Annotated in this window: 28 protein-coding genes; 23 read left to right on the forward strand and 5 right to left on the reverse strand. The window is 54.8% G+C overall.

From position 1 onward, the window contains the following. Positions 1 to 115 precede the first annotated feature (115 nt). The 4 genes from lpdA (at position 116) to ACI1P1_RS18745 (ending at position 5,133) form a co-directional block, all read left to right on the forward strand. Positions 116 to 1,537 carry a dihydrolipoyl dehydrogenase gene (gene lpdA / locus ACI1P1_RS18730; protein ID WP_416217963.1) on the forward strand — a complete coding sequence of 474 codons (1,422 nt, stop codon included), beginning with the start codon at positions 116 to 118 and terminating at the stop codon, positions 1,535 to 1,537. Between the two features lie 137 nt (positions 1,538 to 1,674). Continuing rightward, entirely contained in the window at positions 1,675 to 2,703 is a 1,029-nt protein-coding gene (locus ACI1P1_RS18735; RefSeq protein ID WP_416217964.1) for a thiamine pyrophosphate-dependent dehydrogenase E1 component subunit alpha, read from the forward strand. Then, positions 2,694 to 3,674 (forward strand): alpha-ketoacid dehydrogenase subunit beta, encoded by a 981-nt coding sequence (locus ACI1P1_RS18740; RefSeq protein ID WP_416217965.1) that lies wholly within the window; start codon positions 2,694 to 2,696, stop codon positions 3,672 to 3,674. The genes ACI1P1_RS18735 and ACI1P1_RS18740 overlap by 10 nt, the downstream gene beginning before the upstream one ends. A gap of 112 nt (positions 3,675 to 3,786) precedes the next feature. After that, a complete protein-coding gene (locus ACI1P1_RS18745; RefSeq protein WP_416217966.1) occupies positions 3,787 to 5,133 on the forward strand; it encodes a dihydrolipoamide acetyltransferase family protein in 1,347 nt (448 codons plus the stop codon). Between the two features lie 99 nt (positions 5,134 to 5,232). Here ACI1P1_RS18745 and prli42 read toward each other — a convergent pair whose 3' ends face one another. Then, on the reverse strand, positions 5,233 to 5,424 hold the full coding sequence (gene prli42, locus ACI1P1_RS18750) for a stressosome-associated protein Prli42 (RefSeq protein WP_416217967.1): 192 nt from the start codon (positions 5,422 to 5,424) through the stop codon (positions 5,233 to 5,235). A gap of 51 nt (positions 5,425 to 5,475) precedes the next feature. On the opposite strand from prli42, the gene ACI1P1_RS18755 reads away from it, so the two are divergent. From ACI1P1_RS18755 to ACI1P1_RS18785, 7 genes are all read left to right on the forward strand, one after another. After that, positions 5,476 to 6,612 carry a M20/M25/M40 family metallo-hydrolase gene (locus ACI1P1_RS18755; RefSeq protein WP_416217968.1) on the forward strand — a complete coding sequence of 379 codons (1,137 nt, stop codon included), beginning with the start codon at positions 5,476 to 5,478 and terminating at the stop codon, positions 6,610 to 6,612. Between the two features lie 134 nt (positions 6,613 to 6,746). Beyond that, positions 6,747 to 7,436 (forward strand): response regulator transcription factor, encoded by a 690-nt coding sequence (locus ACI1P1_RS18760; protein WP_416217969.1) that lies wholly within the window; start codon positions 6,747 to 6,749, stop codon positions 7,434 to 7,436. 51 nt (positions 7,437 to 7,487) lie between these two features. Continuing rightward, positions 7,488 to 8,405, forward strand: coding sequence for an ABC transporter ATP-binding protein (locus tag ACI1P1_RS18765; RefSeq protein ID WP_416217970.1), 918 nt, complete (start codon positions 7,488 to 7,490; stop codon positions 8,403 to 8,405). Then, entirely contained in the window at positions 8,398 to 9,168 is a 771-nt protein-coding gene (locus tag ACI1P1_RS18770; RefSeq protein WP_416217971.1) for a hypothetical protein, read from the forward strand. Before ACI1P1_RS18765 ends, ACI1P1_RS18770 begins: the two co-directional genes overlap by 8 nt. A 15-nt stretch (positions 9,169 to 9,183) precedes the next feature. Next, complete coding sequence (locus tag ACI1P1_RS18775; protein ID WP_416217972.1) at positions 9,184 to 10,053, forward strand: sensor histidine kinase; 870 nt, start codon at positions 9,184 to 9,186, stop codon at positions 10,051 to 10,053. Between the two features lie 158 nt (positions 10,054 to 10,211). Continuing rightward, a complete protein-coding gene (locus ACI1P1_RS18780; protein ID WP_416217973.1) occupies positions 10,212 to 10,814 on the forward strand; it encodes a DUF2087 domain-containing protein in 603 nt (200 codons plus the stop codon). Positions 10,815 to 10,916: 102 nt separating this feature from the next. Beyond that, positions 10,917 to 11,864, forward strand: a complete 948-nt coding sequence (locus tag ACI1P1_RS18785) for a DUF4261 domain-containing protein (RefSeq protein ID WP_416217974.1) — start codon at positions 10,917 to 10,919, stop codon at positions 11,862 to 11,864. Between the two features lie 14 nt (positions 11,865 to 11,878). Here the strand turns inward: ACI1P1_RS18785 and ACI1P1_RS18790 are convergent, their stop codons facing one another. Together ACI1P1_RS18790 and ACI1P1_RS18795 are read right to left on the reverse strand one after the other, a co-directional pair. Then, positions 11,879 to 12,793 (reverse strand): Rpn family recombination-promoting nuclease/putative transposase, encoded by a 915-nt coding sequence (locus tag ACI1P1_RS18790; protein ID WP_416217975.1) that lies wholly within the window; start codon positions 12,791 to 12,793, stop codon positions 11,879 to 11,881. 168 nt (positions 12,794 to 12,961) lie between these two features. After that, complete coding sequence (locus ACI1P1_RS18795; RefSeq protein ID WP_416217976.1) at positions 12,962 to 14,053, reverse strand: DNA alkylation repair protein; 1,092 nt, start codon at positions 14,051 to 14,053, stop codon at positions 12,962 to 12,964. Between the two features lie 135 nt (positions 14,054 to 14,188). Between ACI1P1_RS18795 and ACI1P1_RS18800 the strand changes: the two genes are divergently transcribed. After that, the gene (locus ACI1P1_RS18800; protein WP_416217977.1) at positions 14,189 to 14,710 is read left to right on the forward strand and encodes a cupin domain-containing protein; all 522 of its coding nucleotides are present in this window, start codon (positions 14,189 to 14,191) and stop codon (positions 14,708 to 14,710) included. 20 nt (positions 14,711 to 14,730) lie between these two features. Here the strand turns inward: ACI1P1_RS18800 and ACI1P1_RS18805 are convergent, their stop codons facing one another. Further along, the gene (locus ACI1P1_RS18805) at positions 14,731 to 14,967 is read right to left on the reverse strand and encodes a hypothetical protein (RefSeq protein ID WP_416217978.1); all 237 of its coding nucleotides are present in this window, start codon (positions 14,965 to 14,967) and stop codon (positions 14,731 to 14,733) included. A 178-nt stretch (positions 14,968 to 15,145) separates the two neighbouring features. Between ACI1P1_RS18805 and ACI1P1_RS18810 the strand changes: the two genes are divergently transcribed. The 4 genes from ACI1P1_RS18810 to fur all read left to right on the forward strand — a co-directional run bounded on the left by ACI1P1_RS18810 (position 15,146) and on the right by fur (position 18,357). Then, a complete protein-coding gene (locus tag ACI1P1_RS18810) occupies positions 15,146 to 15,706 on the forward strand; it encodes an NUDIX hydrolase (RefSeq protein WP_416217979.1) in 561 nt (186 codons plus the stop codon). Position 15,707: 1 nt separating this feature from the next. Continuing rightward, complete coding sequence (locus ACI1P1_RS18815; RefSeq protein ID WP_416217980.1) at positions 15,708 to 16,904, forward strand: endonuclease Q family protein; 1,197 nt, start codon at positions 15,708 to 15,710, stop codon at positions 16,902 to 16,904. Between the two features lie 219 nt (positions 16,905 to 17,123). Next, positions 17,124 to 17,774, forward strand: coding sequence for a stage II sporulation protein M (spoIIM, locus tag ACI1P1_RS18820; RefSeq protein WP_416217981.1), 651 nt, complete (start codon positions 17,124 to 17,126; stop codon positions 17,772 to 17,774). 124 nt (positions 17,775 to 17,898) lie between these two features. Beyond that, positions 17,899 to 18,357 (forward strand): ferric iron uptake transcriptional regulator, encoded by a 459-nt coding sequence (fur, locus tag ACI1P1_RS18825; RefSeq protein ID WP_416217982.1) that lies wholly within the window; start codon positions 17,899 to 17,901, stop codon positions 18,355 to 18,357. 71 nt (positions 18,358 to 18,428) lie between these two features. On the opposite strand, the gene ACI1P1_RS18830 is transcribed toward fur, so the two are convergent. Then, complete coding sequence (locus tag ACI1P1_RS18830) at positions 18,429 to 19,598, reverse strand: S8 family peptidase (RefSeq protein WP_416217983.1); 1,170 nt, start codon at positions 19,596 to 19,598, stop codon at positions 18,429 to 18,431. A gap of 472 nt (positions 19,599 to 20,070) precedes the next feature. On the opposite strand from ACI1P1_RS18830, the gene ACI1P1_RS18835 reads away from it, so the two are divergent. The 7 genes from ACI1P1_RS18835 to ACI1P1_RS18865 all read left to right on the forward strand — a co-directional run bounded on the left by ACI1P1_RS18835 (position 20,071) and on the right by ACI1P1_RS18865 (position 26,552). Then, positions 20,071 to 20,304: a YqzK family protein gene (locus ACI1P1_RS18835; protein ID WP_416217984.1), complete on the forward strand. Its 234-nt coding sequence runs from the start codon at positions 20,071 to 20,073 to the stop codon at positions 20,302 to 20,304. Positions 20,305 to 20,388: 84 nt separating this feature from the next. Next, positions 20,389 to 21,282 (forward strand): site-specific tyrosine recombinase XerD, encoded by an 894-nt coding sequence (xerD, locus tag ACI1P1_RS18840; RefSeq protein WP_416217985.1) that lies wholly within the window; start codon positions 20,389 to 20,391, stop codon positions 21,280 to 21,282. A gap of 16 nt (positions 21,283 to 21,298) precedes the next feature. Further along, positions 21,299 to 22,474 carry a phosphopentomutase gene (gene deoB, locus ACI1P1_RS18845; protein ID WP_416217986.1) on the forward strand — a complete coding sequence of 392 codons (1,176 nt, stop codon included), beginning with the start codon at positions 21,299 to 21,301 and terminating at the stop codon, positions 22,472 to 22,474. 69 nt (positions 22,475 to 22,543) lie between these two features. Beyond that, a complete protein-coding gene (locus ACI1P1_RS18850) occupies positions 22,544 to 23,371 on the forward strand; it encodes a purine-nucleoside phosphorylase (protein WP_416217987.1) in 828 nt (275 codons plus the stop codon). A 22-nt stretch (positions 23,372 to 23,393) separates the two neighbouring features. Further along, positions 23,394 to 24,257, forward strand: coding sequence for a purine-nucleoside phosphorylase (locus ACI1P1_RS18855; protein WP_416217988.1), 864 nt, complete (start codon positions 23,394 to 23,396; stop codon positions 24,255 to 24,257). Between the two features lie 103 nt (positions 24,258 to 24,360). Continuing rightward, complete coding sequence (locus ACI1P1_RS18860) at positions 24,361 to 25,695, forward strand: pyrimidine-nucleoside phosphorylase (protein WP_416217989.1); 1,335 nt, start codon at positions 24,361 to 24,363, stop codon at positions 25,693 to 25,695. Between the two features lie 32 nt (positions 25,696 to 25,727). Continuing rightward, a complete protein-coding gene (locus ACI1P1_RS18865; protein WP_416217990.1) occupies positions 25,728 to 26,552 on the forward strand; it encodes a lipoate--protein ligase family protein in 825 nt (274 codons plus the stop codon). Positions 26,553 to 26,649: the final 97 nt, after the last annotated feature.

Genomic DNA, 26,649 nt, shown 5'->3' on the forward strand with positions numbered 1-26,649 from the left:
AGGTTATTTTATACCAGAATTCCCCTTGAAAAAAAGAATAAAATGAGGCGGAGTTTGCTTACAATTCCCAATAGTGTATGCTTAGGTGATGATTAATTTTCTGGAGGGACCGCGAATGACAAAGCAATATGATGTAGTGGTGCTGGGTGGCGGCACCGGCGGATATGTGGCGGCGATCCGGGCAGCCCAGCTGGGCAAATCCGTTGCCATTGTGGAGCGGGACAAGCTGGGAGGAACCTGTCTTCACCGGGGATGTATCCCCACCAAGGCGCTGCTCCGCAGTGCGGAGCTGGCCCATAGCATGCGGGAATCCGAAAGCTTCGGCATTACTGCCGGCAGCGTGTCTGTCCATTTTCCCAAGGTGCTGGAGCGAAAGCAGCAGATTGTGGACCAGCTGCATAAGGGCGTTCAATTTTTGATGAAAAAGAACAAAATCGACGTATATACCGGCAATGGCAGGGTCATCGGACCTTCCATCTTCTCGCCGCGCAGCGGTGCGGTGGCGGTGGAGCTGCCTGATGGGGAAACGGAGAATCTGGTGCCCGCGCAGCTGATTCTGGCTACCGGCTCCCGTCCGCGCCAGCTGCCGGGACTGGAAACGGACGGGGAGCTTATCCTCAACAGCGATCATGCTCTCCAAATGGAAACCCTGCCCCGTACGATACTAATCATCGGGGGCGGTGTCATTGGTGTGGAATGGGCCTCCCTTCTCCATGATTTTGGTGTGGAGGTCACGATTGTGGAATATGGCCCGCGGCTTGTCCCTTATGAGGATGCGGACGTTTCCAAGGAGCTGGAGCGCCTGTTCAAAAAGCGTGGCATCAAGGTAATAACCGGCGCTCAGGTGCTGGCGGAAACCGTCGTGAAGGATGGGCAAGGCGTAACCTTGAAGGCAGAGCGGAACGGGGAAATGCTGGAGCTCGGCTGTGAGCGTGTCCTGGTGAGTGTGGGACGGCAGGCCAATGTAGAAGGGCTGGGGCTTGAGAATACCGATGTGAAGGTGGAACGGGGGGTTATCCGGGTAAATGAGTGGATGCAGACCGCTGAATCCCATATTTACGCCATCGGCGATGTAATAGGAGGCATGCAGCTTGCCCATGCGGCCAGCCATGAAGGGATTCTGGCGGTTGAGCATTTTGCCGGGATGAAGCCTGCCGGTTATGCCGAGCACCTGATTCCACGCTGTGTGTACGGGCGTCCGGAGATTGCCAGTGTAGGCTGGACGGAGGTTCAGGCTGTGGAGAAGGGGTACACAGTCAAAACGGGCAAATTCAGCTTTAAGGCCTTGGGCAAGGCGCTGGTCCACGGGGATGCGGACGGCTTCGTGAAGGTTGTAGCCGACAAGGAGTCGGGGGATATCCTCGGGGTGCATATGATCGGCGCCCAAGTAACGGATTTAATCTCCGAGGCTGCCCTGGCACAGCTCTTGAACGCCACTCCCTGGGAAGTCGGCTCTGTCATCCATCCCCATCCCACCATGTCCGAGGCTTTGGCCGAAGCCATGCTGGCTGTGGACGGGAGAATGATCAACGCTTAACACGCATCGGTACCTGATTGTAATCCTCCTTGAAAAAAGCTATAATAGCCATAAGCCCAAGTCTTAGTACCAGGTATTAAAACGGGCCAAAAAACAGGCTTGGATCAAAGCCTATTTTACGAGGAGGAATTCTCCTGATGTCAATCGGACAAATCTTCAAGCACCGGTCGTTGGGGCTGACGGATGACGCAGTCACCGGCATGTACCGCAACATGATGCGGGCCAGAAAGTTCGACGAACGCTCCTTTTTGCTGCAGCGCTCGGGCAAGATTGCTTTCCACGTGTCGGGAATCGGGCAGGAGGCCGCGCAGGTGGCGGCAGCAACCGCCCTTCATACAGATGAAGACGTATTTTTGCCATATTACCGGGATTACGGGTTTGTGCTGACGGTGGGGATGACCATGCGGGAGCTGATGCTCTCCGTGTTTGCCAAGGCGGAGGACCCCAACAGCGGCGGCCGCCAGATGCCGGGACACTTCGGCTGTAAACGCCTGAATATCGTGACGGGTTCGAGCCCGGTGACGACCCAGGTGCCCCATGCGGCAGGTATTGCCCTGACCAAAAAAATGCGCGGCGAACCCGGAGTTTCTTGGGTAACCTTCGGGGAAGGCTCCAGCAATCAGGGGGATTTTCACGAAGGGTCCAACTTTGCCGGAGTGCACAAGCTGCCGATGATTCTCATGTGCCAAAACAATCAATATGCCATTTCGGTGCCCACCTCCCGCCAATTGGGCGGACGTGTGGTGGACCGGGCGAAGGGCTATGGCATGGAAGGCGTCCGGGTGGACGGCAATGACGTGCTGGAGGTCTACCGGGTGGTCAGCGAGGCGCGCAGCCGCGCAATCCGCGGCGAAGGGCCGACCTTGATCGAAGCCATGATGTACCGAATTTCCCCGCACTCCACATCGGATGACGATATGCTCTACCGGACCAAGGAGGAAGTGGAGGAAAACCGTTCGAAGGACGGGCTTCCCCGCTTCAGGCAGTATCTGGCGGAATGCGGCTTGTGGGACGACGATAAGGAAGCGGCGCTTCAGAAGGAAATTACGGCGGAGATCAACGACGCCACACAATATGCCGACCAGGCTCCGTATGCGCTGCCTGAGGACGCGCTGAAGCATGTTTATCTTGAACAGGCCGGGGAGGGGACGGGACAATGGCTGTAATTACGTATCTGGAGGGCATCCGCTCTGCCATGCAGGAGGAAATGCGCCGTGACAGCTCCGTCTTCGTTCTGGGCGAGGATGTGGGCAAGGGCGGTGTGCTGAACGCTACCAAAGGGCTGCGTGACCTGTACGGCGCAGACCGTGTGCTGGATACGCCCTTGGCGGAATCGGCCATTGCCGGAGTCGCCATCGGTGCGGCCATGTACGGTATGAGGCCTGTGGCGGAGATGCAGTTCGCCGATTTTATCCTGCCGGCCACCAACCAGATTATCAGCGAAGCGGCCAAAATCCGCTACCGCTCCAACGGGGACTGGAATTGTCCCGTTGTGATCCGGGCTCCATACGGAGCCACCGGAGGCGGTGCCTTGTACCATTCCCAATGCCCGGAATCTATCTTTTTCGGGACACCGGGTTTGAAGATTGTGGCCCCCTCCAATCCGTACGATGCCAAGGGATTAATGAAGGCGGCTATCCGGGACGAGGATCCAGTGATGTTCTTTGAGCATAAGAAGTGCTATCTGTCCATCAGCGGCGATGTGCCCGAGGAGGACTATATTGTTCCCATCGGCAAATCCAAGGTAGTCCGTGAAGGAGAGGATATTACCATTATCTCCTACGGCCTGACGGTTCACTATGCGTTGAAGGCGGCGGAGGAGCTGGCGGCATCGGGTGTCAGCGCCCATGTTCTGGACCTGCGGACGCTGCAGCCTCTGGACAAGGAGGGAATCCTGGAAGCCGCCCGTAAAACTGGCAAGGTGCTGATTATCCATGAGGATAATAAAACCGGCGGAGTTGGAGCCGAGGTGTCTGCCATCATTTCGGAAGAAATGTTCTACGAGCTGGACGCTCCGATTATGCGGCTGTGCGGGGCGGACATACCGGCAGTGGGCATGGCGCCTACCATCGAGAAGTTCTTCCTGCTGAACCCGGACAAGGTGAAGGAAGCCATGCTGCGGCTGGCCGAAATTTAAAGCAACCCCCCAAAAGTGAAATGAGGCTTCGTTGTTAAGGCCGGGTACTTTTGGGGGAGCCCCCGATAATTGGTTTACAGGAAAATTTAGGCACTTGGGAGGTAACAGGGGAATGACCCAATTGAATAAAGGCACGCCTGTGCCGGTGCCGCATCTGGCGGAGAGCCTGGTATCGGCGACAGTCGGCAAGTGGCTGAAAAAGCCCGGCGATTATGTGCAGCAATACGATGTCATCTGCGAGCTGATCACAGAGAAGGTGAATGTGGAAATGCCTTCTCCTGTAGAAGGCACCATTCTGGAACTGTTAGTTGAGGAAGGCCGCACGGCGGCGGTAGGGGAGGCCATTTGTCTGATCGCTGAGCCGGGTACTGCGGCGGGTGTGGCAGGAGCCTCTGTTAAGGGTGCTGCCGGGCAGACGGAATCTGGCGGCGGCACACAAACTGCCGGAGGAGACGGCCTGCGCTCCCGGTTTTCCCCTGCGGTTCTGACGCTGGCGGCGGAGCATGGAGTGGAGCTGTCCGAGGTGGAGGGCACAGGCCTGGGCGGCAGAATTACCCGCAAGGATGTGTTGGCTTACGTGGCAGGCGGCAAACGCCCTGCGCCTGGACGCCAGGAGGCTTCCAAGCCTGCTGCGGCGGTTCCTGCAGCTGTTGTGGCGCCTGTTCCTTCTGCATCCCAGGACGTGCGTTCCTCCGGTATTCATCTGTCCCAGGATCCGCCTACACCCTTGCTGCCCCAGGTGGTGACGGAGTCAAGCAACCAGCGGGAATATTACATTGACGTGACCCCTATCCGGAATGCAATTGCCCGGAATATGCGCCAAAGCGTTTCGGAAATTCCCCATGCCTGGACCATGATCGAGGTGGATGTCACCAATCTGGTGGTGCTGCGCAGCAAGCTGAAGGATGATTTTGCCCGCCAGGAGGGCATCAACCTGACTTATTTGCCATTTTTGATCAAGGCAGTGGTCAATGCCATCAAGGACTATCCAATCCTGAACTCCGTTTGGGCGGTAGACAAAATCATCGTCAAGCGGGATATAAATGTTTCACTGGCAGTGGGCACGGAGGATTCGGTGCTGACTCCGGTCATCAAAAAAGCGGACCAGAAGAATATTGCCGGATTGGCGCAGGAAATGGATCAGCTCGGCAAAAAAGCACGGGCCGGCAAGCTGACGCCGGATGATATGGTAGGCGGCACCTTCACCGTCAATAATACCGGCTCCTTCGGTTCCATTCTGTCTTACCCGATTGTGAACTATCCCCAGGCGGCGATTCTGACCTTCGAATCCATCGTCAAAAAGCCGGTAGTCATCAACGACATGATTGCAGTCAGGTCCATGGTGAACCTGTGCCTGTCGTTGGACCACCGGATTCTTGACGGTGTTATCTGCGGTCGTTTCCTGCAGCGGGTGAAGGAAAACCTGGAGGGCTACAACCTGGATACGAAGCTGTACTAGGAGTCTGACTGATCGGTGAATACATATTCAGCAACCTATCCCGGTAGTGAATGTTGCCGATTGAATATGTATTCACCAGAACCACTCCGTCAGTCAGGCTTAGATCCCGGTGAACGCTGCAACCAGATACATAACCGTTGAAAACAGCATGGCGGCAATCATCAGCCATACAACCACACGCATTACTCTTTTGTTAATCAGGACAATCAGCTCCTTCAAGGAGAAAGTATAAGGGCGGGTAACAAAACGGGAATGGAATAACGGATGAACGTCCGGTGCCGTACCGGACATGCTTGCCCATCTATCTATTGTAACGCAAAATGAAGCCGGGGGGAAACGGGTATGGTTAACCAGCAAAGACTGGTAGAGGAGTTTATCGCTTTGGTCCAGGTGGACAGTGAAACAAAGCATGAGGCGGAGATTGCAAAGGTACTGAAGGAGAGGTTTGCGGCATTGGGCCTTCAGGTGGAGGAGGATAATTCCTCTGCCAAATCAGGCTGCGAAGGAAACAATCTTTTGTTTACTCTGCCGGCTACTGCAGATGCACAGGATGCGCCGACGATTTATTTTACCTGCCACATGGACACAGTAGTACCGGGCAAGGGTGTGAAGCCCCAGGTTGGGGAGGACGGGATCATCCGCAGCGACGGAACCACAGTGCTGGGCAGCGACGACAAAGCGGGAATCGCCGCCATGCTGGAGCTGGTACGGGTTCTGGAGGAGGAGAAAATCCCCCACGGCATCATTAAATTCGTGATTACCGCAGGTGAGGAATCCACTCTGCTCGGTTCACGGAATATGGAGCCCGGCTGGGTGAAGGCAGACTTCGGCTACGCCATAGATTCCAACGGTGAGGTAGGCGGCATTGCCGTTGCGGCGCCGTTCCAATCAAAGGTATACATTACTGTGAAGGGCAAAACCGCCCATGCAGGAGTAAGCCCGGAGAAGGGCATCAGCGCTATTACAGTTGCGGCCAAAGCCGTAGCCCGGATGCCGCTGGGCCGGATCGACAAAGAAACCACCGCTAATTTCGGCACCTTCTTCGCTTCCGGAGAAACCAACATCGTAACTGAAAAGGTGGAGCTGATCGGGGAAGCCCGCAGCCTGGTGAAGGAAAAGCTGCTGGCGCAGCTGGATTCCATGAAATCCGCCTGTGAATCTGCCTGCTCCGAGATGGGGGCAAGCTGTGAATTTCGCTACGAATTGATGTATCCCGGCTATAAATTCGACGAAACCGCTCCTCATGTGAAGCTGGTTATGGATGCAGCAGAAGCCATCGGCTTAACACCCAACCTGTTCCATTCCGGCGGCGGCAGCGACGCCAACCTGTTTAACGGCCAAGGAATCCCCACCGTGAATCTGTCCGTTGGCTACCAGGCCATCCACACCGTCAATGAATATATCGCTGTTTCCGATTTGGTGAAGGTGGCGGAGCTGGTGGTGGAGATCTCCCGCAAGGCGGGCCAAGCAACGAAATAATGCCGCAGGCGGAAGCAATAGGCTTTTAAAACCTGTAAGGCAACGCGGCTGAATACTGGATATTACTGCGTCTCTTCCGGAGGCGCATTCTTTTTATCCTTGGAGATTGGAATCTTACCCAGGTGGTGGTGGCGATGCCTGAGCGGCATCAGGTGTTGATTATTGAGGATGACCGGGACATTCATGCACTGTTGAAAAATGTACTGGAGCAGAGCGGATATGCTACCGATTCTGCCTTTGACGGGGCGGCTGGGCTGCAAAAAGCTGAGGCCAACGCGTACGATATCGTACTGCTGGATTTGATGCTGCCGATTGCATCTGGTGAAGAGGTGCTGCGCCGGCTGCGGGCGGCTTCGGAGGTTCCGGTTATGGTGATTTCGGCCCGCGGTGCTACCCAGACCAAGGTGGAGCTGCTGCGGCTTGGGGCGGATGATTATGTGGCTAAGCCCTTTGAGGTAGAGGAGGTAGTGGCTCGGGTGGAAGCCAATGTCCGCCGTTTTGGGAAACGTCCGGCCCAGCAGACCGTGATATGCTTCAAGGATATCCGGCTTGATGTGGAAGAGCAGACGGCCATGGTTGGGGAATGTCCACTGGTGCTGACCGCCAAGGAGTACCAGCTGCTCCGGCTTTTGGTCAGCCGTCCCCAAAAAATCTTCTCCAAGGCCAATCTCTTCGAAAGCATATGGGGTGATGAATATCTGGGCGACGACGGCACCCTGAAAACCCATATCAGCAATATACGCATCAAGCTGCAGCAATTGAACCCGGAGGAGCGTTACATCGAAACCGTTTGGGGAATGGGGTACCGAATGTGGAAGGCTTGACGTTTTCTTGACTTCCTAGGGTTACACTTATGGAAAAAGGAGGGAAAAACGTTGAGCGATTCAGTATTCCACTGTAAGGATTTATCCAAACACTACCGGAAAGTGCAAGCGCTTAAACACATGTCGTTCCGTTTGGAACGGGGAAAGATCTACGGGCTGATCGGCAATAACGGAGCTGGGAAAACCACATTGATGAGGATCATTATGGGGCTTGCCTTCCCCACCGCAGGGTCCATCGGCCTGTTCGGCCGCCGGGAGGAGCGCGAAATCGTCAGGAGCCGGAGGCAGATCGGCGCTTTGATCGAAAGGCCTGTTTTTCATGGCTTCATGACGGCAGAGAAAAATCTGGAGGTCCTGCGGATTCTGAAGGGCATTCCGGACAAAAATGCAGTGGCGGAGACTTTGGCATTGCTGGAGATGACAGATACTTATCCGTACAGGCATTTTTCCTACGGGATGAAGCAGCGCCTCGGACTGGCCGCCGCTCTTCTGGGGATGCCGGATTTTCTGGTGCTGGATGAGCCGATTAACGGTTTGGACCCCAACGGCATCCGCAGCATCCGGGAGCTTCTTGTGTCCTTAAACAGGGAACGGGACATGACCATGCTGATTTCCAGCCATTATCTCGAGCAATTGTATCATCTGGCTACAGACTTTATTATTATTCATGAAGGCAGGCTTCTGGAGCAGATCAGCAAACAAGAGCTGGCGGAGCGCTGCAGCCGGTACATCTCCATCGTAACCGATCAGCCTCCTGCTGCTGTGGCCGTACTGGAGGGGATATGCGGAGAACAGGAGCTGAAGGTGTTCCCAGGCAATGAGATCCGGCTGTACAGTGCCGATCTCAAGCCTGAAGCGTTGGTGAAGGCACTATCCCAAAATGGAGTTGGAATCGGTCAAATCAGTTCGAAGGGTGTCAGCCTGGAGGAATATTTCGCGGCATTGGTAGGGGGTGGGAAGCTTGCTTAACCTACTTCGAGCAGAATGGACCAAGATGCGTTATAACATTCCTTACGGCGTAGTGATATTGGTCACGGCTTTGTTTGTCTACTGGTATTCCGGCAACCGTTTTGGCGATACTGCCTCATGGAAGACCGACTTTATGACTCTCTATTGGGGGGAGTTTGTGTTCAAAAATACCATGGGCGACGCCGGCTTAACCACCTTAATCACCATCTTCCTGACACCGCTTTTAATCGGTTCAGAGTTTTCCGGACGGACCTTGAATGACGCGGTATACGCCGGACATTCCCGGCTTCGCATTTTTACAGTCAAGCTGTTATTTTTCTATCTGGCTACGTGCCTGGTTTCCATTCTGTACCCCGTCATAAGTATTCTCCGCTACAGCCGAGAATGGCTTCAATCCCTTCCTCCGGCTGAGGCTGCGGCTTATATATGGCGCTGCCTGGGGATGCATGTCCTGCTGGATATGGCCTTGGTCTATCTGTGCCTGATCGTGGTGTTTGCCTGCCGGGATGTGATTCGTTCGGTGGCGTATTCGCTTGTGCTTACACTGGCATTATCCTTTATCTTCCGGTTGGTGCGTTCCTTGGCGCCGGAAACCTGGCTGAGCAAGCTGATCCAGCTTTATCCTGCTTATCAAATGAAAGCTGTTATGGAGCCGCAGGTGGAGGGTTCAGCTATCGGGATGGCGGTGATCACCGGGCTATTCTTTATCTCGGCCTCCATAGTCATTTCCTATTGGCTGTTCCGCCGGGCTGACTTGGATTAGGCGGGGAGGGATATCATGCTCATCTTATTGACGGTAGCACTTGTTATCTCAGCGGCATATCTGTTAGTGCTCCGCCGCCAGCTACTCCGCATGGCAAAGCGGCTCGAAAACCGGGAAAACAGCCGAGTACCCAGCAATCTGGACATTAATCTGATGGACCGAACGTTGAACCGGCTTGCTACTGCCATAAACGGATGTTTGGAGCAGGAACGTCAGGTACGGATAGAGGCGTTGCGGGCGGAGCAGCTGCAGAAGGATACCATTGCGGGCATCTCTCATGATTTCCGTACACCCCTAACCTCGGTGATCGGCTACCTTCAGCTGTGCAAGCCGGGGGCGGAAAATCAGGCTTACATCGGCACAGCTCTGCGCAGAGCCAGTGACCTGAATCAATTGGTCGAACAGTTTTATGAGCTTTCGCTATTGGATAACGGAGAGCATGAATGCCGGCTGGAGCGGGTGAATCTGGCCAATCTGCTGTCGGAATATATTCTTGAAAATGCGGATCTTTTGGAGGAAAGGCAGCTGGTTCCTGTTCTGTCCGGTTTTGAAACGCCGGTGTACGCTCATGTAGATCCCGGATTCGTGCAGCGGATCATGCAAAATCTGATGACCAATTGTGCCAAACATGCTGCGGGGGATGTGTGTTTTACACTCGAAGCTTCGGAGCAACCCATCCTTCGTATTTCCAACAGGGTCAAAGCGGCGCAAAAAGTGGATGTGCACCGTATGTTTGAACGGTTTTATACAGGGGATGGAGCAAGAGAAGGAAGCGGGATCGGATTGGCGGTTGTCAAAGCACTGGTGGAGCAGATGGGCGGGCAAGCAACAGCATTGCTGGACCGGGAAAATCTGGAGATTCGCCTTACCTTTCAATCAGCATAAATGGATATGGGGCTGCCGGGACATTGTCTCTGGCAGCTTTTTTGCTGCCGCGGGGGTTAATCTCCTTATTGACAAACAAGGATGTGATTTGTAATATGTTATTTAATGAATGTCTAATTAGATGTTTATCGAATTAGATGCAAGGGTGTGACGCACAAATGCAATTAGAAAAGGTGGTCAATTTTCATAAGGCGCTTGCCGATCCTACCCGTGTCAAAATGCTGATTCTGCTGGCGTCCGGGAGTCTTAACGGGCTGCACCTGGCAGAGAAGCTGGGGGTGACCCCTGCCACCATTACCCACCATTCCGTGAAATTGCGGCAGGCTGGGCTGATTTCAGAACGGAGGGATAAGAATACCGTTTATTTTTTGCTGAACCATGAGGTTTTCAGGAGCTTCTCCAAGGGAGCGGAGGAGTTGATCAACCGGCAAATCCGGGAAGAGGAGGTTAATCCGATGAATGAGGAAATGGAGAAATTCAGGCATTCAGTTATCCGAAATTTCTTTGGAATAAATGGGGAGCTAAAGCAAATTCCGGTGCAGATGAAGAAGAAGCTGATTGTTCTGGAGGAAATGGTCCGCCGGCTGGAATTCGGCAAGGCCTATCCGGAGAAGGAGCTGAATATATTCATTAAAGGTTTTCATGAAGATTTTGCTACCATCCGCAGAGAGTTTATTATTCACCAGTACATGTACCGGGAGAATAATGTTTATGTCCTGAATCCGCAGGAGTTATGGACGAAATGGCAGGAGCTGAAATAAATTGACCAATGTCAGAAATTTCAGATAATAATAGACGAACCCTGGGCTTTCTGGTAAGCTTGCTAGAAATATATTTGCAGCCGCAAAACCAGGAGGATCTCTATGCAAAAAGGCATTTTTACGCAAGGCATTGCCGTGTTGCTTTCCAAGCCTATATCCATCACACAGGCACATCAGGCCCTCCAGGAGCAATTTGCCGTAGGGGACATCAATGATTTCTCGAAGGAGTGGGCTTACAGGGGCGAAAGCTTCGTGATTCCGCTGCGTCCGGAGGTTAACGGGTATTTGATGGTGGATGTGGTGGACCGCCCCTGGCCTGACGGTATGGGTCATCCTCTGGAAGATCCCCAGTTGTTCGACGCTTGGTCTTTGGGGCAGTTTGGGCCTTTTACGTATCCGGGCAATCTGGAACGGGCGGTGGAGCAGGCTTGGGGCAGCTATCCCGAAGGGCGGCAGGCTGTGAATGACCATCAAGCTTTCATCCGGTTGCGGACCAGCTATATCCTGGGCAATAAAGCGGGAGAGGATGCGCCGGTGCTGCCGGAGGGTTATGACCCGATGCAGGAACTGGTAATGTTGATGGCGGTGGCAGCGAGGCTCCTGGATGTGCTGCTGGAGGCTCTATGTTATTTCAATCCTGCAGGGGAATGTTTGGCTTCCGGGAGGCTGCTCCGAGAGGCGTGGTCCGAAGTGGAGGAGGGAAAGAGCCTTTCCCCGGACTTATGGTCCAATATACGTCTCTACCGTCTGCCTCAGGAGGAGTGGGTTCTGATGGATACGGTGGGGATGTGGCAGTTGGATGTGGCGGATCATGAAGCTATCTTTAAGAATGAGGCCAGCGCCCCCTCCTACGTGGCCGACTTTCTGCGGAATATTTCCCTGTACTTTTTGAAGGACGGCATCGACGCCGGAGTGGTGGTTCAAGTGGAGGGACCGGGCGGGATCCAGTGGCAGGGGGAGCTGTATGACAATGGAGTGATTCAGCCGCCGCGCCAAACGGTCAGATGGGTCCGCCAGGATGAAACGGGACAGCCGGATATACACCGATAATATGCAGCCGGGTGCTATTGCCGCATCCGGTTGATTTCCTCCAAAGGCAGGCCGGTGACCTTGGCAATGAGCTGCGGCTCCAAGCGCTCCGCGATCATTTGGCGGGCCACTTCCAGCTTGCCCTTCTCGATTCCCTGCTCAATACCTTTTTCAATGCCCTTTTCAATCCCTTGTTCTAAACCGCGTTCAATGCCTTCCTTTAATCCCTTTTCCATGGCATACCGCTCAAAGTGAGTTTTCCATTCCATCACTTCAGTCCCTCCTAAACTGTATATTTGCTTTGCCTCATGCCAAACCTGCTGCTCCTGCTCCTCCGTAAGGGGAAGGTATGCGTCGAAGAAAACGGCCAGCAGCTCCATTCGGGCAGGATCCAGCTGCAGACGGGTCATCATCCCGATAAATTCCAGCTTCAAGCGGATTTTCTCCTCTTCATTATAGCCCATACTGCTCAGCAATGCAGCAGCCACCGGATTGCCTGAGTGCACAAAGTCCCTCCAATTTAGCTTACGCAGATGCAGACGGTGGTACCTAAAGCGTAGCACCTCCAAATGCGGCAGCTCCCAACCGAAGGTATCCGGCTCGGGGATTTGCCGTTTGTGGCTGATAATAGCGATGGGGAGCACACGAAGACGGTATTTTTCATACAACCGGGCAGTGTAAATAAACATTCGTTCCGGAAATTCCTCCTGGTAGTAAGCCTGCGGCTCCTGATGAACCAGAATAAAGGCCTGCTCCTGCTTCAGTCTGGTTTTCACCAGCACATCCAGCCGTTTTTTTGTACCGCCTGCAATATCTACAACAACCTCCTCGGAAAGGAACTCCACCGAGGCAAAATTGATTTGCTCAGCTGTCTCCGGGAAGAAAAGCTCCATAAATTCTCTAAAAAAGTTCCGCAGCAATTCCTTATACAGCGCATCATGATCCGTCACGGCATCAACTCTCCTTCGCAAAAATCGGATTTCACGTTCTTCCGGAAAGCAAAAAACACACCAGCCATCCCCTTAACGGAGAACAGCCAGGTGTGCTTCACCCGGAAATCCTATTTGATACCAGCAGCATATCATAATCAGCCCGTAAAGGACAAGCCCCAAACCAATTTACTCCCCGGGCAACTCCAGCATAAATCCCCCGGCTGCGCGCTCCTCTCCGTTCACCAGAATGGAAACACGGTGATATCCGGGATAATGCTTGCGGGTGGTAAAATCCTTAACCGTCACGCTCCATGAGATCACCTCATCGCCGGAAAATCCCTTCCGTTCGGGGAGGTGAAAGCGTTTGGGGGCGGTTTTGCCGTTGGCTTTTACGTACTCCACGGCGTATTGCAGACGGAAGGAAGCAGGCTCCTTGGAGGAGAGTTGGAAGGAGAAACGGAGCTGTTCTCCCAGCCGGATCGTCTCTGGCTCGATCTGCAGCTCACGGATGTCTACGGAGGACTGGACATCGCTGCTGCCAAAGCCAAAGAGGCGGAGAGCCTCCGGATTCCCTTTCTTCAGCAGAGTCCGGCAGGCATGCTTCAAGAGCCGGTCCGTGTTCCGGCTTAACCCCAGATGTACGGCGGCCAAATGCAGCACCAGCTCCGGGTGGTCTTTGGCGATATCGTTAAGGTTGTTGGCTACACTGCGGCGGACATATTCCGATTCATCCTGCATAAGCGCCGTTAGAATGGGAAAAAGCGGTCCAGGATCGGCAATCAGCTGCCGCAGCGGCTTCCCCCAGGGCAGGCGGGGACGGCAGCCCTCGCTGGCCAGCCGTCTTACATGCTCGTCCGGGTCCTGTGTCCAGGCAAGCATAGCTTCAAGCATCTGTTCCTGGTCCAGCTCGATATAGGGCCTCACCGCAAATTCGGAGGAGCTGGATGGTGTGAAGCTGCGCAATGCGCGGAGAGAGGTGTCCCAATGCTCCAAGCCGTAGAGACAAACAAATTCCGGAAAGAAAATATACGGGAAGCCCCGGCAGTCTGCGGCAATTCCCTCCAGAATATGTATGGCCCGATTATAGTCCGCAGGCAGGTATTCTCCGAGCATACGGGCGATATGGCGGTACCGGTCCTTCAGTTCCCGGGAGTCCCATTCGATATCGAATACGGATGCAAGAAACCCCGGTTGGTCAAAGGCGGGATAAACACCTGCCACCTTGTGGGCAAAGCCCTCCAGCAGCTCCGGAGTGTACATATATTTCAAAGGCTCCATGGCGGCGTGCTCCTTCTAGGGGAGATAGATAGGCAAACATTTGTTTCCCTTTTGGAACAGTATACCATCCGCCCGGAATCTTGTACAATACTGTCAAGCGCAGGGAAAACTCAATCTCCAAAGGAGTGGTTTGAAATGGCGTTTGTTATTAATGAGAAGACGGTTTCCTACGTTCAGCGGCGTTCGCCTGTGCCGGAGTTCGCCTGGCATACAACCGAGGGTTTGTCCAAAAGGTTGGGGTCGGAGCATATGAAGTTCGAGGTTCGCTCTCTCGATCCGGGTCTGTATTCATACCCGTACCATTTTCACCGGAACGCAGAGGAGCTGTTCATTATCCTGTCAGGGAAAGCCATGCTGCGCACGCCGGAGGGATTGCAGGAGATAGGGGAAGGGGATACGGTGTTTTTCGGGATAGGACCGGAGGGGGCGCATCAGCTCTACAACCATAGTGAAACGCCGTGCGTATATCTGGATATCCGGACGGATAGGGGAATAGATGTATGTGAATACCCGGATTCAGGCAAATTGAATATATTGCCTGAACAGCAGCTTTTCCGGCGGGTGGATGAAGTGGACTATTATGAAGGGGAACGGAACGTGAAAGCCATTTGGGGCGGGCTGGGTCAGAGCCCCCAGGATGCCGGACCGGAGGCTTAGGACGTTTTTGTATTTACGCCCTAACGGGATTTTCCACCGGGTACGGCGGTGCTCCGGCCTGCTGTACCCGGACGGATGAGGAATGCGGCATGCCGCACAAAGGTGCTTTCGGCACCTAAAGAAGCGCGTTGATCCAACTGCTCCAACAAAGGCATATGGGGGTTGGGAGATTGGTCCAGAAGCAGCCGGAGCATACGGCGTACCTCATGTGCTTTCCCGGTCATCAGGAGACTTGCGGTGCTATAGCGGGTTTTCATGGGCGGAACCCTCTTTTCTTTTCATAGTCGGCCTTTGCCGCTTGCGCAATCCTCGAGGTCCTTCCCCGACAGGCATGGTATAATGCTATTCATATGACAATTGCGTCACAGCCATGTCTGGTAACGGTTCAATTCAGCGAATCAGGCACATTTTACACGGATAAAAGGAGAAGAGACCATGAACGAGCAAGCATCCAGCAAATTTGAGGAAGTCACCCTCAGTACGGAATCTATTTTTAAGGGAAGGATTATCTCCCTTCAAGTGGATACAGTCCGGCTGCCCAACGGCGAAACGGCCACCCGGGAAATCGTGAAACATCCGGGGGCCGTGGCGGTCATTGCTCTTGTGGAGGATAAGATGCTGGTGGTGGAGCAATACCGCAAGCCCTTCGAAAAAAATCTGGTGGAAATCCCGGCGGGCAAGCTGGATCACGGGGAAGAGCCCCTGGCAGCGGCCATCCGCGAGCTGGCGGAGGAAACAGGTTATACTGCCGGAGATATTCGCCTTATACATTCTTTTTACACATCTCCGGGATTTGCAAACGAGTTGATCCATCTTTTTGTTGCGGAAAATTTAGCCAGAGGTGAAGCGCACCTGGATGAGGATGAATTTCTCGACTGCAGCGCCATCACCTTGGAGGAAGCGGAGCAGTACATCGCTGAAGGTCGTATCGGGGATGCCAAAACCATTATGGCGGTGTACGCCTGGAAGCTCTACCGGCTGACGGGGAAGCTGTAACATGGAGCGGCTGCAGGAATATTATGTGGATATGCATATCCATATCGGGCGTACGGAATCAGGTTTGCCGGTCAAGATCAGCGGCGCCGCCAACCTGACCTTCCACAATATCGCCCGGGAGGCATCGGAGCGTAAGGGGATCGATGTGGTGGGCATTATCGACTGTCATTCTCCCGCGGTGCAGGCCGAAATCGACAGCTACCTGGAGCAGGGGGAGATGGAGGAGCTGGAGGGCGGCGGCATCCGCTATCACAACACCACGATTCTCCTCGGTTCAGAGCTGGAGGTGAAGGAGCCGGGCAGAGGAGCAGCGCATTTCCTGGTGTTCCTGCCTGACCTTCGCTCCATGAAATCCTTTACGGTCTGGTTATCCGGGGTTATGAAAAATGTGCAGCTCAGCTCCCAGCGGATTTATGTGACTACCCGCCAGCTTCAGCGTGAGGCGGAAGCCCGCGGCGGCATCCTGATTCCCGCCCATATTTTCACACCCTACAAAAGTGTGTACGGCAGCGCGGCGGAGCGGATGTCGGAGCTTTTGGATGTGGAGCGAATTCTGGCGGTGGAGCTGGGGCTTAGCTCCGATACCGAAATGGCGTCTTACCTTCCCGAGCTGGACAGGCTGGTCTTCCTGACGGACTCAGATGCCCATTCCCTGGGCAAGATCGGGCGGGAATACAACCGTATCCGGATGGCTGAGCCTACCTTCCGGGAATTTGTGCTGGCTTTGCAGGGCAAGGATGGACGTGGGGTAACCGCCAATTACGGGTTGAATCCCAGGCTGGGCAAGTATCACCGTACCTATTGCGCCGCTTGCGGCTCCATTGTGGATGAGGCAGAGCTGTCCACGGAGCGCTGCCTGTATTGCGGGAGCACCAAGATTGTCCGCGGAGTCATGGACCGAATCAGGGATATTGCAGACCGCCCTGAACCTGTAGTCGGTACCCACCGGCCGCCTTATTTTTACCAGGTGCCGCTGGAATTTCTGCCCGGGCTCGGCCCCAAGCTGCTAGGCAAGCTGCTCTCACGATTCGGAACGGAAATGAACATTTTGCACAAGGCAGCACTGGAGGATATTGCGGAGACGGCCGGAGCCGCCATTGCCGGTATGATTGGGGCTGCCCGCGGCGGTGTTCTGCAGGTAAATGCAGGCGGAGGAGGAACCTATGGAAAAGTCAGGATGGAGGATCAGCAAGGCTGACCCGGAGGATGCGGAGGAGCTGCTCCGGTTTCTCAAAGGCCATCCGCCTGTATGAAAGCTTGCGTTTCCAGGCCTGCGGTACCTACGACCGCTTCTTCAAGATCAGCGGTGCCTATTACGATGTGCTTCTTATGAACTTATCTCTATAGTGGGCATCATAGTTTCCGGCCAAGCCTCATATTCTGTACTATGCGGCTTGGACAAGGAGGCGAAGAGACTATGAATTCAACCGGACATCCGTTGCGTATGTATATGAAGGAGCATTTCCCCTTTTTTCTGTTTATTTTCGTCCTGTTCGCCACGGGTATTGTCTTCGGTGCAGTGCTGGTGGGGGCCCTTACCCTGGAGCAAAGGGAGGAAATGGCTAGGCATCTGGCCGCTTTTGCTGCAACAGTGGATCAGGGTGGCGGCTTTAATGAAGGCGCCTCTTTCCAGCAGGCGGTAATTCTGCATCTGAAATGGCTTGGCCTGATCTGGGTGCTGGGTTTATCCGTTATTGGCCTTCCGCTGGTGTTCGCTCTGGATTTCTTGAAGGGTGTACTCGTCGGCTTCACAGTAGGCTATATGGTCAGCGTCTATTCCTGGGACGGTGTGCTGTTTGCCTTTGTGTCGGTGCTCCCCCAAAACCTGGTGATCATTCCGGCATTCATTATCGTCAGCGTTGCCGCCACCCTATTCGCCATTCATCTGGTAAAAGCAAGAGTGGTGGGACGGGAGGGGTCCTTGGCCGGTGCCTTCTGGCGCTATACGGCCACCGCCCTGTTTATGGTTATCGCGCTGACGGGAGCGGCCTTATACGAAGGGTATCTGTCACCGGAGCTGATGAAGCAGGTGGCACCCCGGCTGTTGTCGGTGTTCTCGATTCTATGAATAAGTTGACTTTATTTCCCGTGTCACCCTATAATGAAGAAAGAGTGTCGGGGATGGGGCGCGAGTGTGCTTCATGATGCTTACGACGCCGGTTTTCCTCCGGAAAACCCTAGGGAGGGCAACGATGGAAGCGCGCATTGAAAAAATCAAACAACAGCTGCAGGCGCAGGCTTTCAAGCTGACACCCCAACGTGAAGCGACGGTGCGAGTCCTGCTGGAGAATGAAGAAGACCATCTGAGCGCGGAAGAAGTGTTCATGCTGGTTAAGGATAAATTTCCCGAAATTGGCCTGGCGACAGTGTACCGCACCTTGGAGCTGTTGTCGGAGCTGCATGTTCTCGAGAAAATGAATTTCGGAGACGGCGTTGCCCGGTATGACCTGCGCAACGACAGCACGCATCATCATCACCATCATCTGATTTGCGTCCAATGCGGATCGGTGGACGAGATCCTGGAGGATTGGCTGGCCCCTCTGGAGGAGCGGCTGGATCGGGAATTCCAGTTTACGGTGGTGGATCACAGGCTGGATTTTCAGGGTATCTGCCACAGATGCCGGGAGAAGGCCAAGGCTAAAGCGAAATAACAGCAGCTAAAATGAAAACCCTTCAGCGGGAGATGCTCCCGGCAAAGGGTTTTTTTCGTTTTTCGGCGGCTTTAAACCTGACGGATTGCCTTATCCACCTGGACCAGACCTGCTCCCTGGGCCAGGGAGGAGTACCCGGACAGTCGTTTGGCTGTAGACCGGAGCACCTGGCGGACACGGGCCGGACTCAGCTTGCGATTTTTGGATAAAAGAAGGGCGGCGGCTCCCGTAACATGTGGGGCGGCCATAGAGGTGCCGCTCATCTTGCCGTAGCTTCTGCCGGGCAGTGTGGAGCAGATATCCACACCGGGAGCGGTGACGGCAATGCCCCTGCCCCTGTTGCTGAAGCTGGCTACCTTGTTTCCAATGTCACTTGCCGCTACGGCAATCACCTGAGGCAAGCGGGCAGGAAAGTCGATTTGGTCGGTATTGGGACCGTCATTGCCGGCTGAAGCCACCATTACGATACCCTTACGGTAAGCGCGCTCGATCTGCTCCTTCACCGTGTCGCTGCCTTCACGGATGCCGAAGCTCATGTTGATGACCTGCATATTGTGGCTGATGCACCATTCCAGCGCTTCCACAATATCTGATACAAACGCACTTCCGCTGGCATCAAAAGCCTTAACGGAATACAGACGGGCCTTCGGGGCCACGCCGACTACCCCGAAGCTGTTGTTCAAGGCGCTGGCGGTGCCGGACACGTGGGTGCCATGTCCGTTTTCATCCGTATCCGGCGTACCGGCAATGGCGTTGAACCGTCCGCGGACGCGGAGGTCGGGGTGGGGACTGATTCCGGTATCAATGATGCCGATTCTGACCCCGCTCCCCTGATAGGACCGCCAAACATTAGGAGCGCCGACCCGCTTTACGCCCCATGGAATGATTTGGGGGGCATTCACAGAGGCGCAGGGTGCCGATATCCGCACTTGGCGTAAGCCCCTTTTTCGATGCACCTTCACTTTGGCGTCATGCTCCACCCGCTTGACCATGCTGTGGGTAGATAATGCCTTTAAGCTTGCTTTGGCCGGAAACCGGCAAACCACAGCGTTGGCGCCCGCCACCTTTTTGACAGGCTTAATGCCCAATGCTTTAAGCTGGGCCAGACAATGATGATAGCAGTGGCTGTTTTTCAGGACGACCATTTTGCGTGTTTGCCCCGTATTTTTTTTCCCGCTTGTAATGCTGCCTCTGCCCGGCGCCTGCATAATGCCGGCCAGAATATCCCGCATAGTGCTCATATTCTTAACCATCTCCCCTTGGGTTCCTGATGCATTCTATGGGGAATCGGGACATTTGGCATGGGCAGCTGCAATATTCTGCGGACTTGGGCAGGATGCCTGTCCGATGGAGAAGGTTTGGTGAATCCATATTCATCAACATGAAACGGGAGGGATAGGTTGTGAAAGTTTTCCGCAAGGAAAACTGGCTTCGGAAGCATACGCTTTTGAGGGCGAGTTTTTTGGCGGCTTTGACCCCTTAAGATTCAATCCAATCAAGGCCGACAAAACGTGTTTGAGCTTCCAAGACAAGCCTATCCCGGTAGTGAATGTTGTCCAATGAATATGGATTCACCAGAATTACTCTTGTCAGACAGACTCCTTCGACTTGTTTTTTTCCGGCATAGTAGGGAATAATAGGCATGCGGACGGACGGGGACAAGGCATAGTCAATGCTGCGCTGTCATACGTTAACGGTAAGAGGTGAGCCGTTATGATCGTACATGTGCGCAAATGGATCGAGCGTATGAAATTCATCGCATTGTTTTTTGTCTTGGTGATTTTGCTGTATCATATTATGACGCTGGTAGGGCAATGGATGCAGCCCGCTCACCGCCACAAAACCCCGGAGGGCAGTGCCGTCAAGGCCTTCCGCCATGATTCCGGAACCCTGGATGCAGACAACATGGCCGACCGCCTGCGGCTCTATTATTGGCTGGGAGAATGATTCCGTTTGGAGGGAGAAGGAAAAAACAGCCTCTTTGTTGAACTTATAATACGAAAGAACGTATGATAAGGAGCGTAAGAGGCAATGAATCTCCACTTGCAACGCTATCTTGAACTGCTGGGGGAAGAACGGGGCCTGGCCATGAACACGCTCCAGTCCTACCGGCGGGACCTGGCTCAATATCTGGGATATCTGGCGGAGAAGTCCGTCCGGCTGGAGGATTCCTCGCGCGTCCATATACAGGGCTACTTTCTCCATCTCAAAAAATTGGGACGGGCATCGGCAACGGTAAACCGGTGTCTGGTATCCATCCGCTCCTTCTACCAATACCTCGTTGCGGAGCATGTGCTTGACCATGATCCTGCAGTGGGGCTGGAGGCTCCCCGGCTGGAACGGAAGATGCCCTCCGTGTTGACCGTAGAGGAGGTGGGCCGGCTTTTGGAGGCTCCGCGTACGGATACCCCCTACGGCCTGCGGGACAAGGCGATGCTGGAGCTTCTGTACGCCACGGGAATCCGGGTTACGGAGCTGGTTTCGCTGGACAGAGGCCATGTTTACCTGGATTTGGGCTTTATCCGCTGCTCCGGAAAAGGCGAGAAGGAAAGAATGATCCCCATTCATCCACAAGCGGCTTTGTGGCTGCAGCGTTATCTGGAATCGGGTTCAGGCGGCCAGGATGGAGATACGGGCGCCTTGTTCGCCAATCACCTGGGCGGCAGGCTTTCCCGGCAGGGCTTCTGGAAGATTATCAAGAAGCATGCTGCGGATTCCGGGATCCTGGGGGAGATTACCCCCCATACCCTGCGCCATTCCTTTGCCGTGCATCTTCTGGAGAATGGAGCGGACCTGAAGGCCTTGCAGGAAATGCTGGGCCATGCCGATCTTTCCTCCACTATTATGTATGTGAAATCCAACCCGGAAAGAATGAAGGATATTTATAACCGGGCCCATCCCCGGACAGGGATGGTTACCCCTTAGGGAGGTTTGTACAAGCATGGCTTTCAAACGAATTGCATTGATCGTACTGGACAGCGTCGGCATCGGCGAGCTGCCGGACGCACCCTCCTTCGGTGATGCGGGAGCCCATACGTTGGGCCATATCTCCGAGCATGCCAAGAATTTCCGTGTGCCACACATGGAGCAGCTGGGTCTTGGCAATATTGCCCCTCTCCAAACTGTGCCGCCTGTTGACGAGCCCAAGGCTTATTACGGCAAAATGGCGGAGCAATCCGTGGGCAAGGACACCATGACCGGCCACTGGGAGATCATGGGTCTCTTCATCAATACCCCTTTTAATACCTATCCGGATGGCTTTCCCCCGGAGCTGCTTCAGGAGTTCAGCCAACGGACAGGCCGCGGCATTCTTGGCAATAAACCGGCGTCCGGCACAGAGATTCTGGACGAGCTGGGCGAGGAGCATATGAAAACCGGCTCCTGGATTGTCTATACCTCAGCGGACAGCGTCTTCCAGATCGCCGCCCATGAGGAAATCATTCCGCTTGAGGAGCTGTATGCAGCCTGCAAAATCGCACGTGAGCTGACGCTGCGTCCGGAATTCCCCGTAGGCCGCGTCATTGCGCGTCCGTTCGTAGGGCAGCCGGGGGCATTCAAGCGTACTCCCAACCGGCATGACTATGCCGTTACACCTCCTGCACCTACGGTGATGAACCGTTTGGCAGAGGCCGGGCTGGACTGTATCGCCGTAGGCAAGATCAACGATATTTATTCCGGGCAAGGGGTCACCCAATCTTACCCCACCAAGAGTAATGAGGATGGCATCAACCGGACCATTGAGGTGCTCAAAAGCGATTTTAAAGGTTTAGTGTTCACTAACCTGGTGGATTTTGACTCCTTGTTCGGTCACCGCCGCGATGTGGAGGGATACGCCGGAGCGCTTATGGAGTTTGATGCCCGCCTGCCGGAGATTATGGCGCAGATCGGCCCGGAGGATCTGTTGATTCTTACGGCGGACCACGGCAATGACCCGATCCATGCAGGCACTGACCATACCCGGGAATATGTGCCGATTCTCCTGTACAGCCCGGCATTGACCCAGCCAGCCGGGACCGGCATCCGCGATACCTTCGCCGATCTGGGCGCTCTGGTAGCGGATAATTTCGGCCTGCCCCCCATGGAGCATGGGACAAGCTTTTTGGACAAGCTGGTCTGAGCATCCAAGGCACTCTTTCCCGGTAAGGAATGAAACCCGAACTAAGACTAAATTCAAGGAGGTACATAGATGGCAGAGAAACATGTATTGGAGCGTATTGAAGAAGCGGCAAGCTATATCGCATCCCGTTCTTCCATCCGTCCGGAAATTGGACTGATCCTCGGTTCCGGGCTCGGCGTATTGGCCGATTCCCTGGAGGAAGCCGTTACGGTGAATTACAGCGACATTCCCCATTTTCCCGTTTCCACTGTGGAAGGACATGCAGGAGAGCTGCTGCTGGGCAAAATTGGCGGGCGTCCGGTGCTCCTGATGAAGGGCCGTTTCCATATGTACGAAGGGTATCAAGGGGAAACCGTAACCTTCCCCATTCGCGTCATGAAAAAGCTGGGCATCACCGGTCTTCTGGTTACCAATGCAGCCGGAGGGGTAAACACCTCCTATGACCCGGGAGATCTTATGCTGATTTCCGACCATCTGAACATGACCGGAACCAATCCGTTGATCGGCCCCAACCACAAGGAGCTGGGTGTCCGTTTCCCGGATATGTCCGAAGGATACAGCAAACGTCTGCGTACTATTGCCAAGGAAATCGCCGCTGCCCAAGGGCTGAAGCTGCAGGAGGGTGTGTATGCCGGACTGTTGGGCCCGTCCTATGAAACACCGGCGGAAATCCGTATGCTGCGTGTGTTAGGCGCCGATGCTGTTGGCATGTCCACTGTATCCGAGGTGGTTATCGCCCGCCACTCCGGGATAGAAGTGCTGGGCATCTCCTGTATCAGCAATATGGCTGCAGGGATTCTTGACCAGCCCCTTTCCCATGAAGAGGTTATGGAAACCACTGACCGGGTGAAGCAGCAGTTCCTGAAATTCGTCATCCAGCTTATTCCTCAAATGTAACGACATCCGGGAGGGTATATACGTGTCTATAAATCCAAATGAAGGTACTTATGCACAAGTCCGGGAGGCCAGCCAGGCCATCCAGGACAAGCTGGGCCAGGTCCGTCCCGTCATCGGCCTGATTCTTGGTTCGGGACTGGGGGATTTGGCCGACCAGATTCAAAATCCGATTGTGATTGATTACCACGACGTTCCGCATTTCCCCGTGTCCACCGTGGAGGGGCATGCCGGGCGGTTTGTGGTAGGCGAGCTGGAGGGCCGTACGGTTATCGCTATGCAGGGGCGGTTCCATTTTTATGAAGGCTACAGCATGAAGAAGGTTGTGTTCCCCGTATATGTGATGCGGGAGCTAGGGGTAAAAACACTGGTTATCACCAACGCGGCAGGCGGGATGAACCGTAATTTCCGTGCCGGAGACCTGATGCTGATCTCCGACCACATCAATATGACCGGGGCCAGTCCTCTGATCGGGCCGAATGATCCTGAGCTGGGTGTGCGCTTCCCCGATATGTCCCAGGCTTACAACCGGGAGTACCGCGTCCTGGCCAAAAAGCTGGCGGAGGAGGTGCGGGATGATGCAGGTCAGCCTCTGGTTCTGCAGGAGGGCGTGTATTGCGGTATCAGCGGTCCCGCTTATATGACTCCGGCGGAGCTGATGATGCTGGCCCGTGTAGGCGGGGACGCTGTAGGTATGTCGACGGTGGGCGAGGTTATCGCGGCCAGTCACGGCGGGTTGAAGGTGCTGGGAATCTCCTGCATCACCGATATGGCCATCGGCGAGGAGCTGGAGCCCTTGACCCACGAGCAGGTCATGGAGGTCGCCAACCGGACCAAGCCCAAGTTCCAGGCGCTGGTGAAGGCTTTTGTGCGGCAGGTAGAGGTTTAACAGCAGAAACAACTCCATACATGGAAAAGACTACTCGGCACCGTGAATGTTTATCGGGAATGAGTAGTCTTTCTTTCACTTTTAACGTAAAGGGGCGCTATTGATGCGTACAGTGGATCTGATCCAGAAAAAAAGAGACGGCCATGAGTTGGCCCGGGAGGAAATCCAATTTCTGATTGAGGGGTATACCAAGGGGGAGATTCCCGATTACCAGATGGCGGCATGGGCGATGGCGGTGTTTTTCCGGGGGATGAGTGCCCGTGAGACGGCGGACCTGACCTTGGCCATGGCGGCTTCCGGCGATATGCTGGATTTAAGCCCGATTCTCGGGATCAAAACAGACAAGCATTCCACCGGCGGTGTAGGTGACACGGTTACCCTGGTGCTGGCTCCTCTGGCAGCGTCAGCCGGTGTCCCTGTCGCCAAAATGTCCGGGCGTGGTCTGGGCCATACAGGGGGAACGATTGACAAGCTGGAATCCATTCCGGGCTTCTCCACCGAGATGTCTCCGGAGGACTTCATCCGGCAAGTGAACACCCACGGGGTGGCGGTGATCGGCCAGTCCGGCAACATTACGCCGGCGGATAAGAAGCTTTACAGCCTGCGGGATGTTACGGGAACGGTGAATTCCATTCCCCTGATTGCCAGCTCCATTATGAGCAAGAAAATTGCCGCAGGGGCAGATGCCATTGTTTTGGATGTGAAAACCGGCAGCGGTGCCTTTATGAAAACACTGGAGGACTCCATCCGGCTGGCGGAGGCTATGGTCAGCATCGGCACGGAAACGGGACGGGAGACGGTGGCGGTGATTACGGATATGGAGGAGCCCTTGGGGACGGCTGTAGGGAATGCCCTGGAGGTGCGGCTTGCTGTGGAGACCCTACAGGGCAAGGGACCGGCGGACCTGGTGGAAACCTGTCTGACATTAGGCTCCCATATGCTGGTGCTGGGCGTCAAGGCGGACAGCGCCGAAGAAGCCAAGGACATTCTGAAGAGCAAGCTGTCTTCCGGGGAAGCCTTGGCCAAATTCAAGGAATTTGTAGCGGCTCAAGGGGGAGATCCGGCGGTTGGAGACGATCCGAACCTGCTTCAGGTATCGTCCCGTCATGTAACAGTTCCGGCGCCGCGGGGCGGTTATGTGGGGCATATAACAGCAGAGGAAATCGGATTGGCCGCCATGGAGCTGGGTGCAGGACGGGAAACCAAGGAATCTGTGATTGACCTTTCGGTGGGCGTGCAGCTTTTGCGCAAAACGGGGGATGCTGTTCAAGAGGGTGAAGGACTGGCGGTGCTGTATGCCAAGGAAGGACAGAGCCAGGAGGCGCTGGACCGGATTGCCAAGCGGGTTCAGAACGCGTATCTGCTTCAAGATGAGGCACCGGAGCACCGGAAGCTGGTTCATGCTGTAATCAGCAAAAATGGGGTAAGCTACCCGTGAGGAAAGGCGGCGGATGAAGGATGAACGGTTTTATGGAGCGTTTTCCGAGTCTGACCCGTCCTGTTCTGATTGAGCAGCCGTTAGTGGAGCCGTCGGCGGACGTGACCGATGCTTTTGCTTGGGACGAGGTGGCCTGCCGGAAGACAGGGACCGGGGAGCTTCCCCCTTTGGTGCGGATCTGGCGCCATCCCCGGGCATTGGTGCTTGGATTAAGGGACCGCCGGCTTCCCTATGCCGGAAAAGCCATGGAGACCCTCCGCCAGGAGGGCTTCTCCGTTGGGGTCCGGAATTCCGGAGGAGCTGCGGTTCCGCTGGATTCGGGAGTGGTCAATATCTCGCTGGTACTCCCTTATGTACAGGGGGCAAGAATGGATTTCCACCAGGAATTCCGCTTGATGGCGCAGCTGATTGCCGATGCGGTCAAACCTTGGAGCAGTGAGGTGCAGGCGGGGGAAATCCGGGGTTCCTTCTGTCCGGGTGATTATGATCTGGCCTTGTCCGGGCGGAAGTTTTGCGGCATTGCCCAGCGGCGGCAGCTAAAGGCATGTGTGATCTCCGCTTTTGTTCTGGTGGAAGGCAGCGGAGAGGCGAGGGGGCAGCTGGCGCAGCGGTTCTACAAGGAGGCCACGGGCGGGGCTTCCCATACGGATGATCCCGGGGTGGTGCCGGACAGCATGGCCAGTCTCCAGGAACTGGCGGGAGTTCCTTCGGCAGAGGCTTTTGTGGATAGCTTGCGGAAGCTGCTGGGGGCGGAGGAAGCGGCCGGCAAAGATGGGACCGGGACTTTTGACTTAGTAAAACGGCCAGAATTGGATAGCATGAGGGTTGAATTGAAACGAAGATATGACCATGATTAAGTAAAAAGTTATATATTTTTGTCTTTTTTCAGAAAATACCTCGAAAAATTCGTTTTTCTTCGCAGGATGTCTTAGAATGGGGTAAAGGCGGTCTTAT

It is taken from the genome of Paenibacillus mesotrionivorans, assembly GCF_046098205.1.
Classification (GTDB): domain Bacteria; phylum Bacillota; class Bacilli; order Paenibacillales; family NBRC-103111; genus Paenibacillus_AR; species Paenibacillus_AR mesotrionivorans.

Bases quoted from the DNA above. Each gene is read 5' to 3' on its own strand.
- lpdA (WP_416217963.1), top strand. From the start codon at position 116: ATGACAAAGCAATATGATGTAGTGGTGCTGGGTGGCGGCACCGGCGGA.
- ACI1P1_RS18735 (WP_416217964.1), top strand. From the start codon at position 1,675: ATGTCAATCGGACAAATCTTCAAGCACCGGTCGTTGGGGCTGACGGAT.
- ACI1P1_RS18740 (WP_416217965.1), top strand. From the start codon at position 2,694: ATGGCTGTAATTACGTATCTGGAGGGCATCCGCTCTGCCATGCAGGAG.
- ACI1P1_RS18745 (WP_416217966.1), top strand. From the start codon at position 3,787: ATGACCCAATTGAATAAAGGCACGCCTGTGCCGGTGCCGCATCTGGCG.
- prli42 (WP_416217967.1), bottom strand. From the start codon at position 5,424: ATGTCCGGTACGGCACCGGACGTTCATCCGTTATTCCATTCCCGTTTT.
- ACI1P1_RS18755 (WP_416217968.1), top strand. From the start codon at position 5,476: ATGGTTAACCAGCAAAGACTGGTAGAGGAGTTTATCGCTTTGGTCCAG.
- ACI1P1_RS18760 (WP_416217969.1), top strand. From the start codon at position 6,747: ATGCCTGAGCGGCATCAGGTGTTGATTATTGAGGATGACCGGGACATT.
- ACI1P1_RS18775 (WP_416217972.1), top strand. From the start codon at position 9,184: ATGCTCATCTTATTGACGGTAGCACTTGTTATCTCAGCGGCATATCTG.
- ACI1P1_RS18780 (WP_416217973.1), top strand. From the start codon at position 10,212: ATGCAATTAGAAAAGGTGGTCAATTTTCATAAGGCGCTTGCCGATCCT.
- ACI1P1_RS18785 (WP_416217974.1), top strand. From the start codon at position 10,917: ATGCAAAAAGGCATTTTTACGCAAGGCATTGCCGTGTTGCTTTCCAAG.
- ACI1P1_RS18795 (WP_416217976.1), bottom strand. From the start codon at position 14,053: ATGGAGCCTTTGAAATATATGTACACTCCGGAGCTGCTGGAGGGCTTT.
- ACI1P1_RS18800 (WP_416217977.1), top strand. From the start codon at position 14,189: ATGGCGTTTGTTATTAATGAGAAGACGGTTTCCTACGTTCAGCGGCGT.
- ACI1P1_RS18805 (WP_416217978.1), bottom strand. From the start codon at position 14,967: ATGAAAACCCGCTATAGCACCGCAAGTCTCCTGATGACCGGGAAAGCA.
- ACI1P1_RS18810 (WP_416217979.1), top strand. From the start codon at position 15,146: ATGAACGAGCAAGCATCCAGCAAATTTGAGGAAGTCACCCTCAGTACG.
- ACI1P1_RS18815 (WP_416217980.1), top strand. From the start codon at position 15,708: ATGGAGCGGCTGCAGGAATATTATGTGGATATGCATATCCATATCGGG.
- spoIIM (WP_416217981.1), top strand. From the start codon at position 17,124: ATGAATTCAACCGGACATCCGTTGCGTATGTATATGAAGGAGCATTTC.
- fur (WP_416217982.1), top strand. From the start codon at position 17,899: ATGGAAGCGCGCATTGAAAAAATCAAACAACAGCTGCAGGCGCAGGCT.
- ACI1P1_RS18830 (WP_416217983.1), bottom strand. From the start codon at position 19,598: ATGAGCACTATGCGGGATATTCTGGCCGGCATTATGCAGGCGCCGGGC.
- ACI1P1_RS18835 (WP_416217984.1), top strand. From the start codon at position 20,071: ATGATCGTACATGTGCGCAAATGGATCGAGCGTATGAAATTCATCGCA.
- xerD (WP_416217985.1), top strand. From the start codon at position 20,389: ATGAATCTCCACTTGCAACGCTATCTTGAACTGCTGGGGGAAGAACGG.
- deoB (WP_416217986.1), top strand. From the start codon at position 21,299: ATGGCTTTCAAACGAATTGCATTGATCGTACTGGACAGCGTCGGCATC.
- ACI1P1_RS18850 (WP_416217987.1), top strand. From the start codon at position 22,544: ATGGCAGAGAAACATGTATTGGAGCGTATTGAAGAAGCGGCAAGCTAT.
- ACI1P1_RS18860 (WP_416217989.1), top strand. From the start codon at position 24,361: ATGCGTACAGTGGATCTGATCCAGAAAAAAAGAGACGGCCATGAGTTG.
- ACI1P1_RS18865 (WP_416217990.1), top strand. From the start codon at position 25,728: ATGGAGCGTTTTCCGAGTCTGACCCGTCCTGTTCTGATTGAGCAGCCG.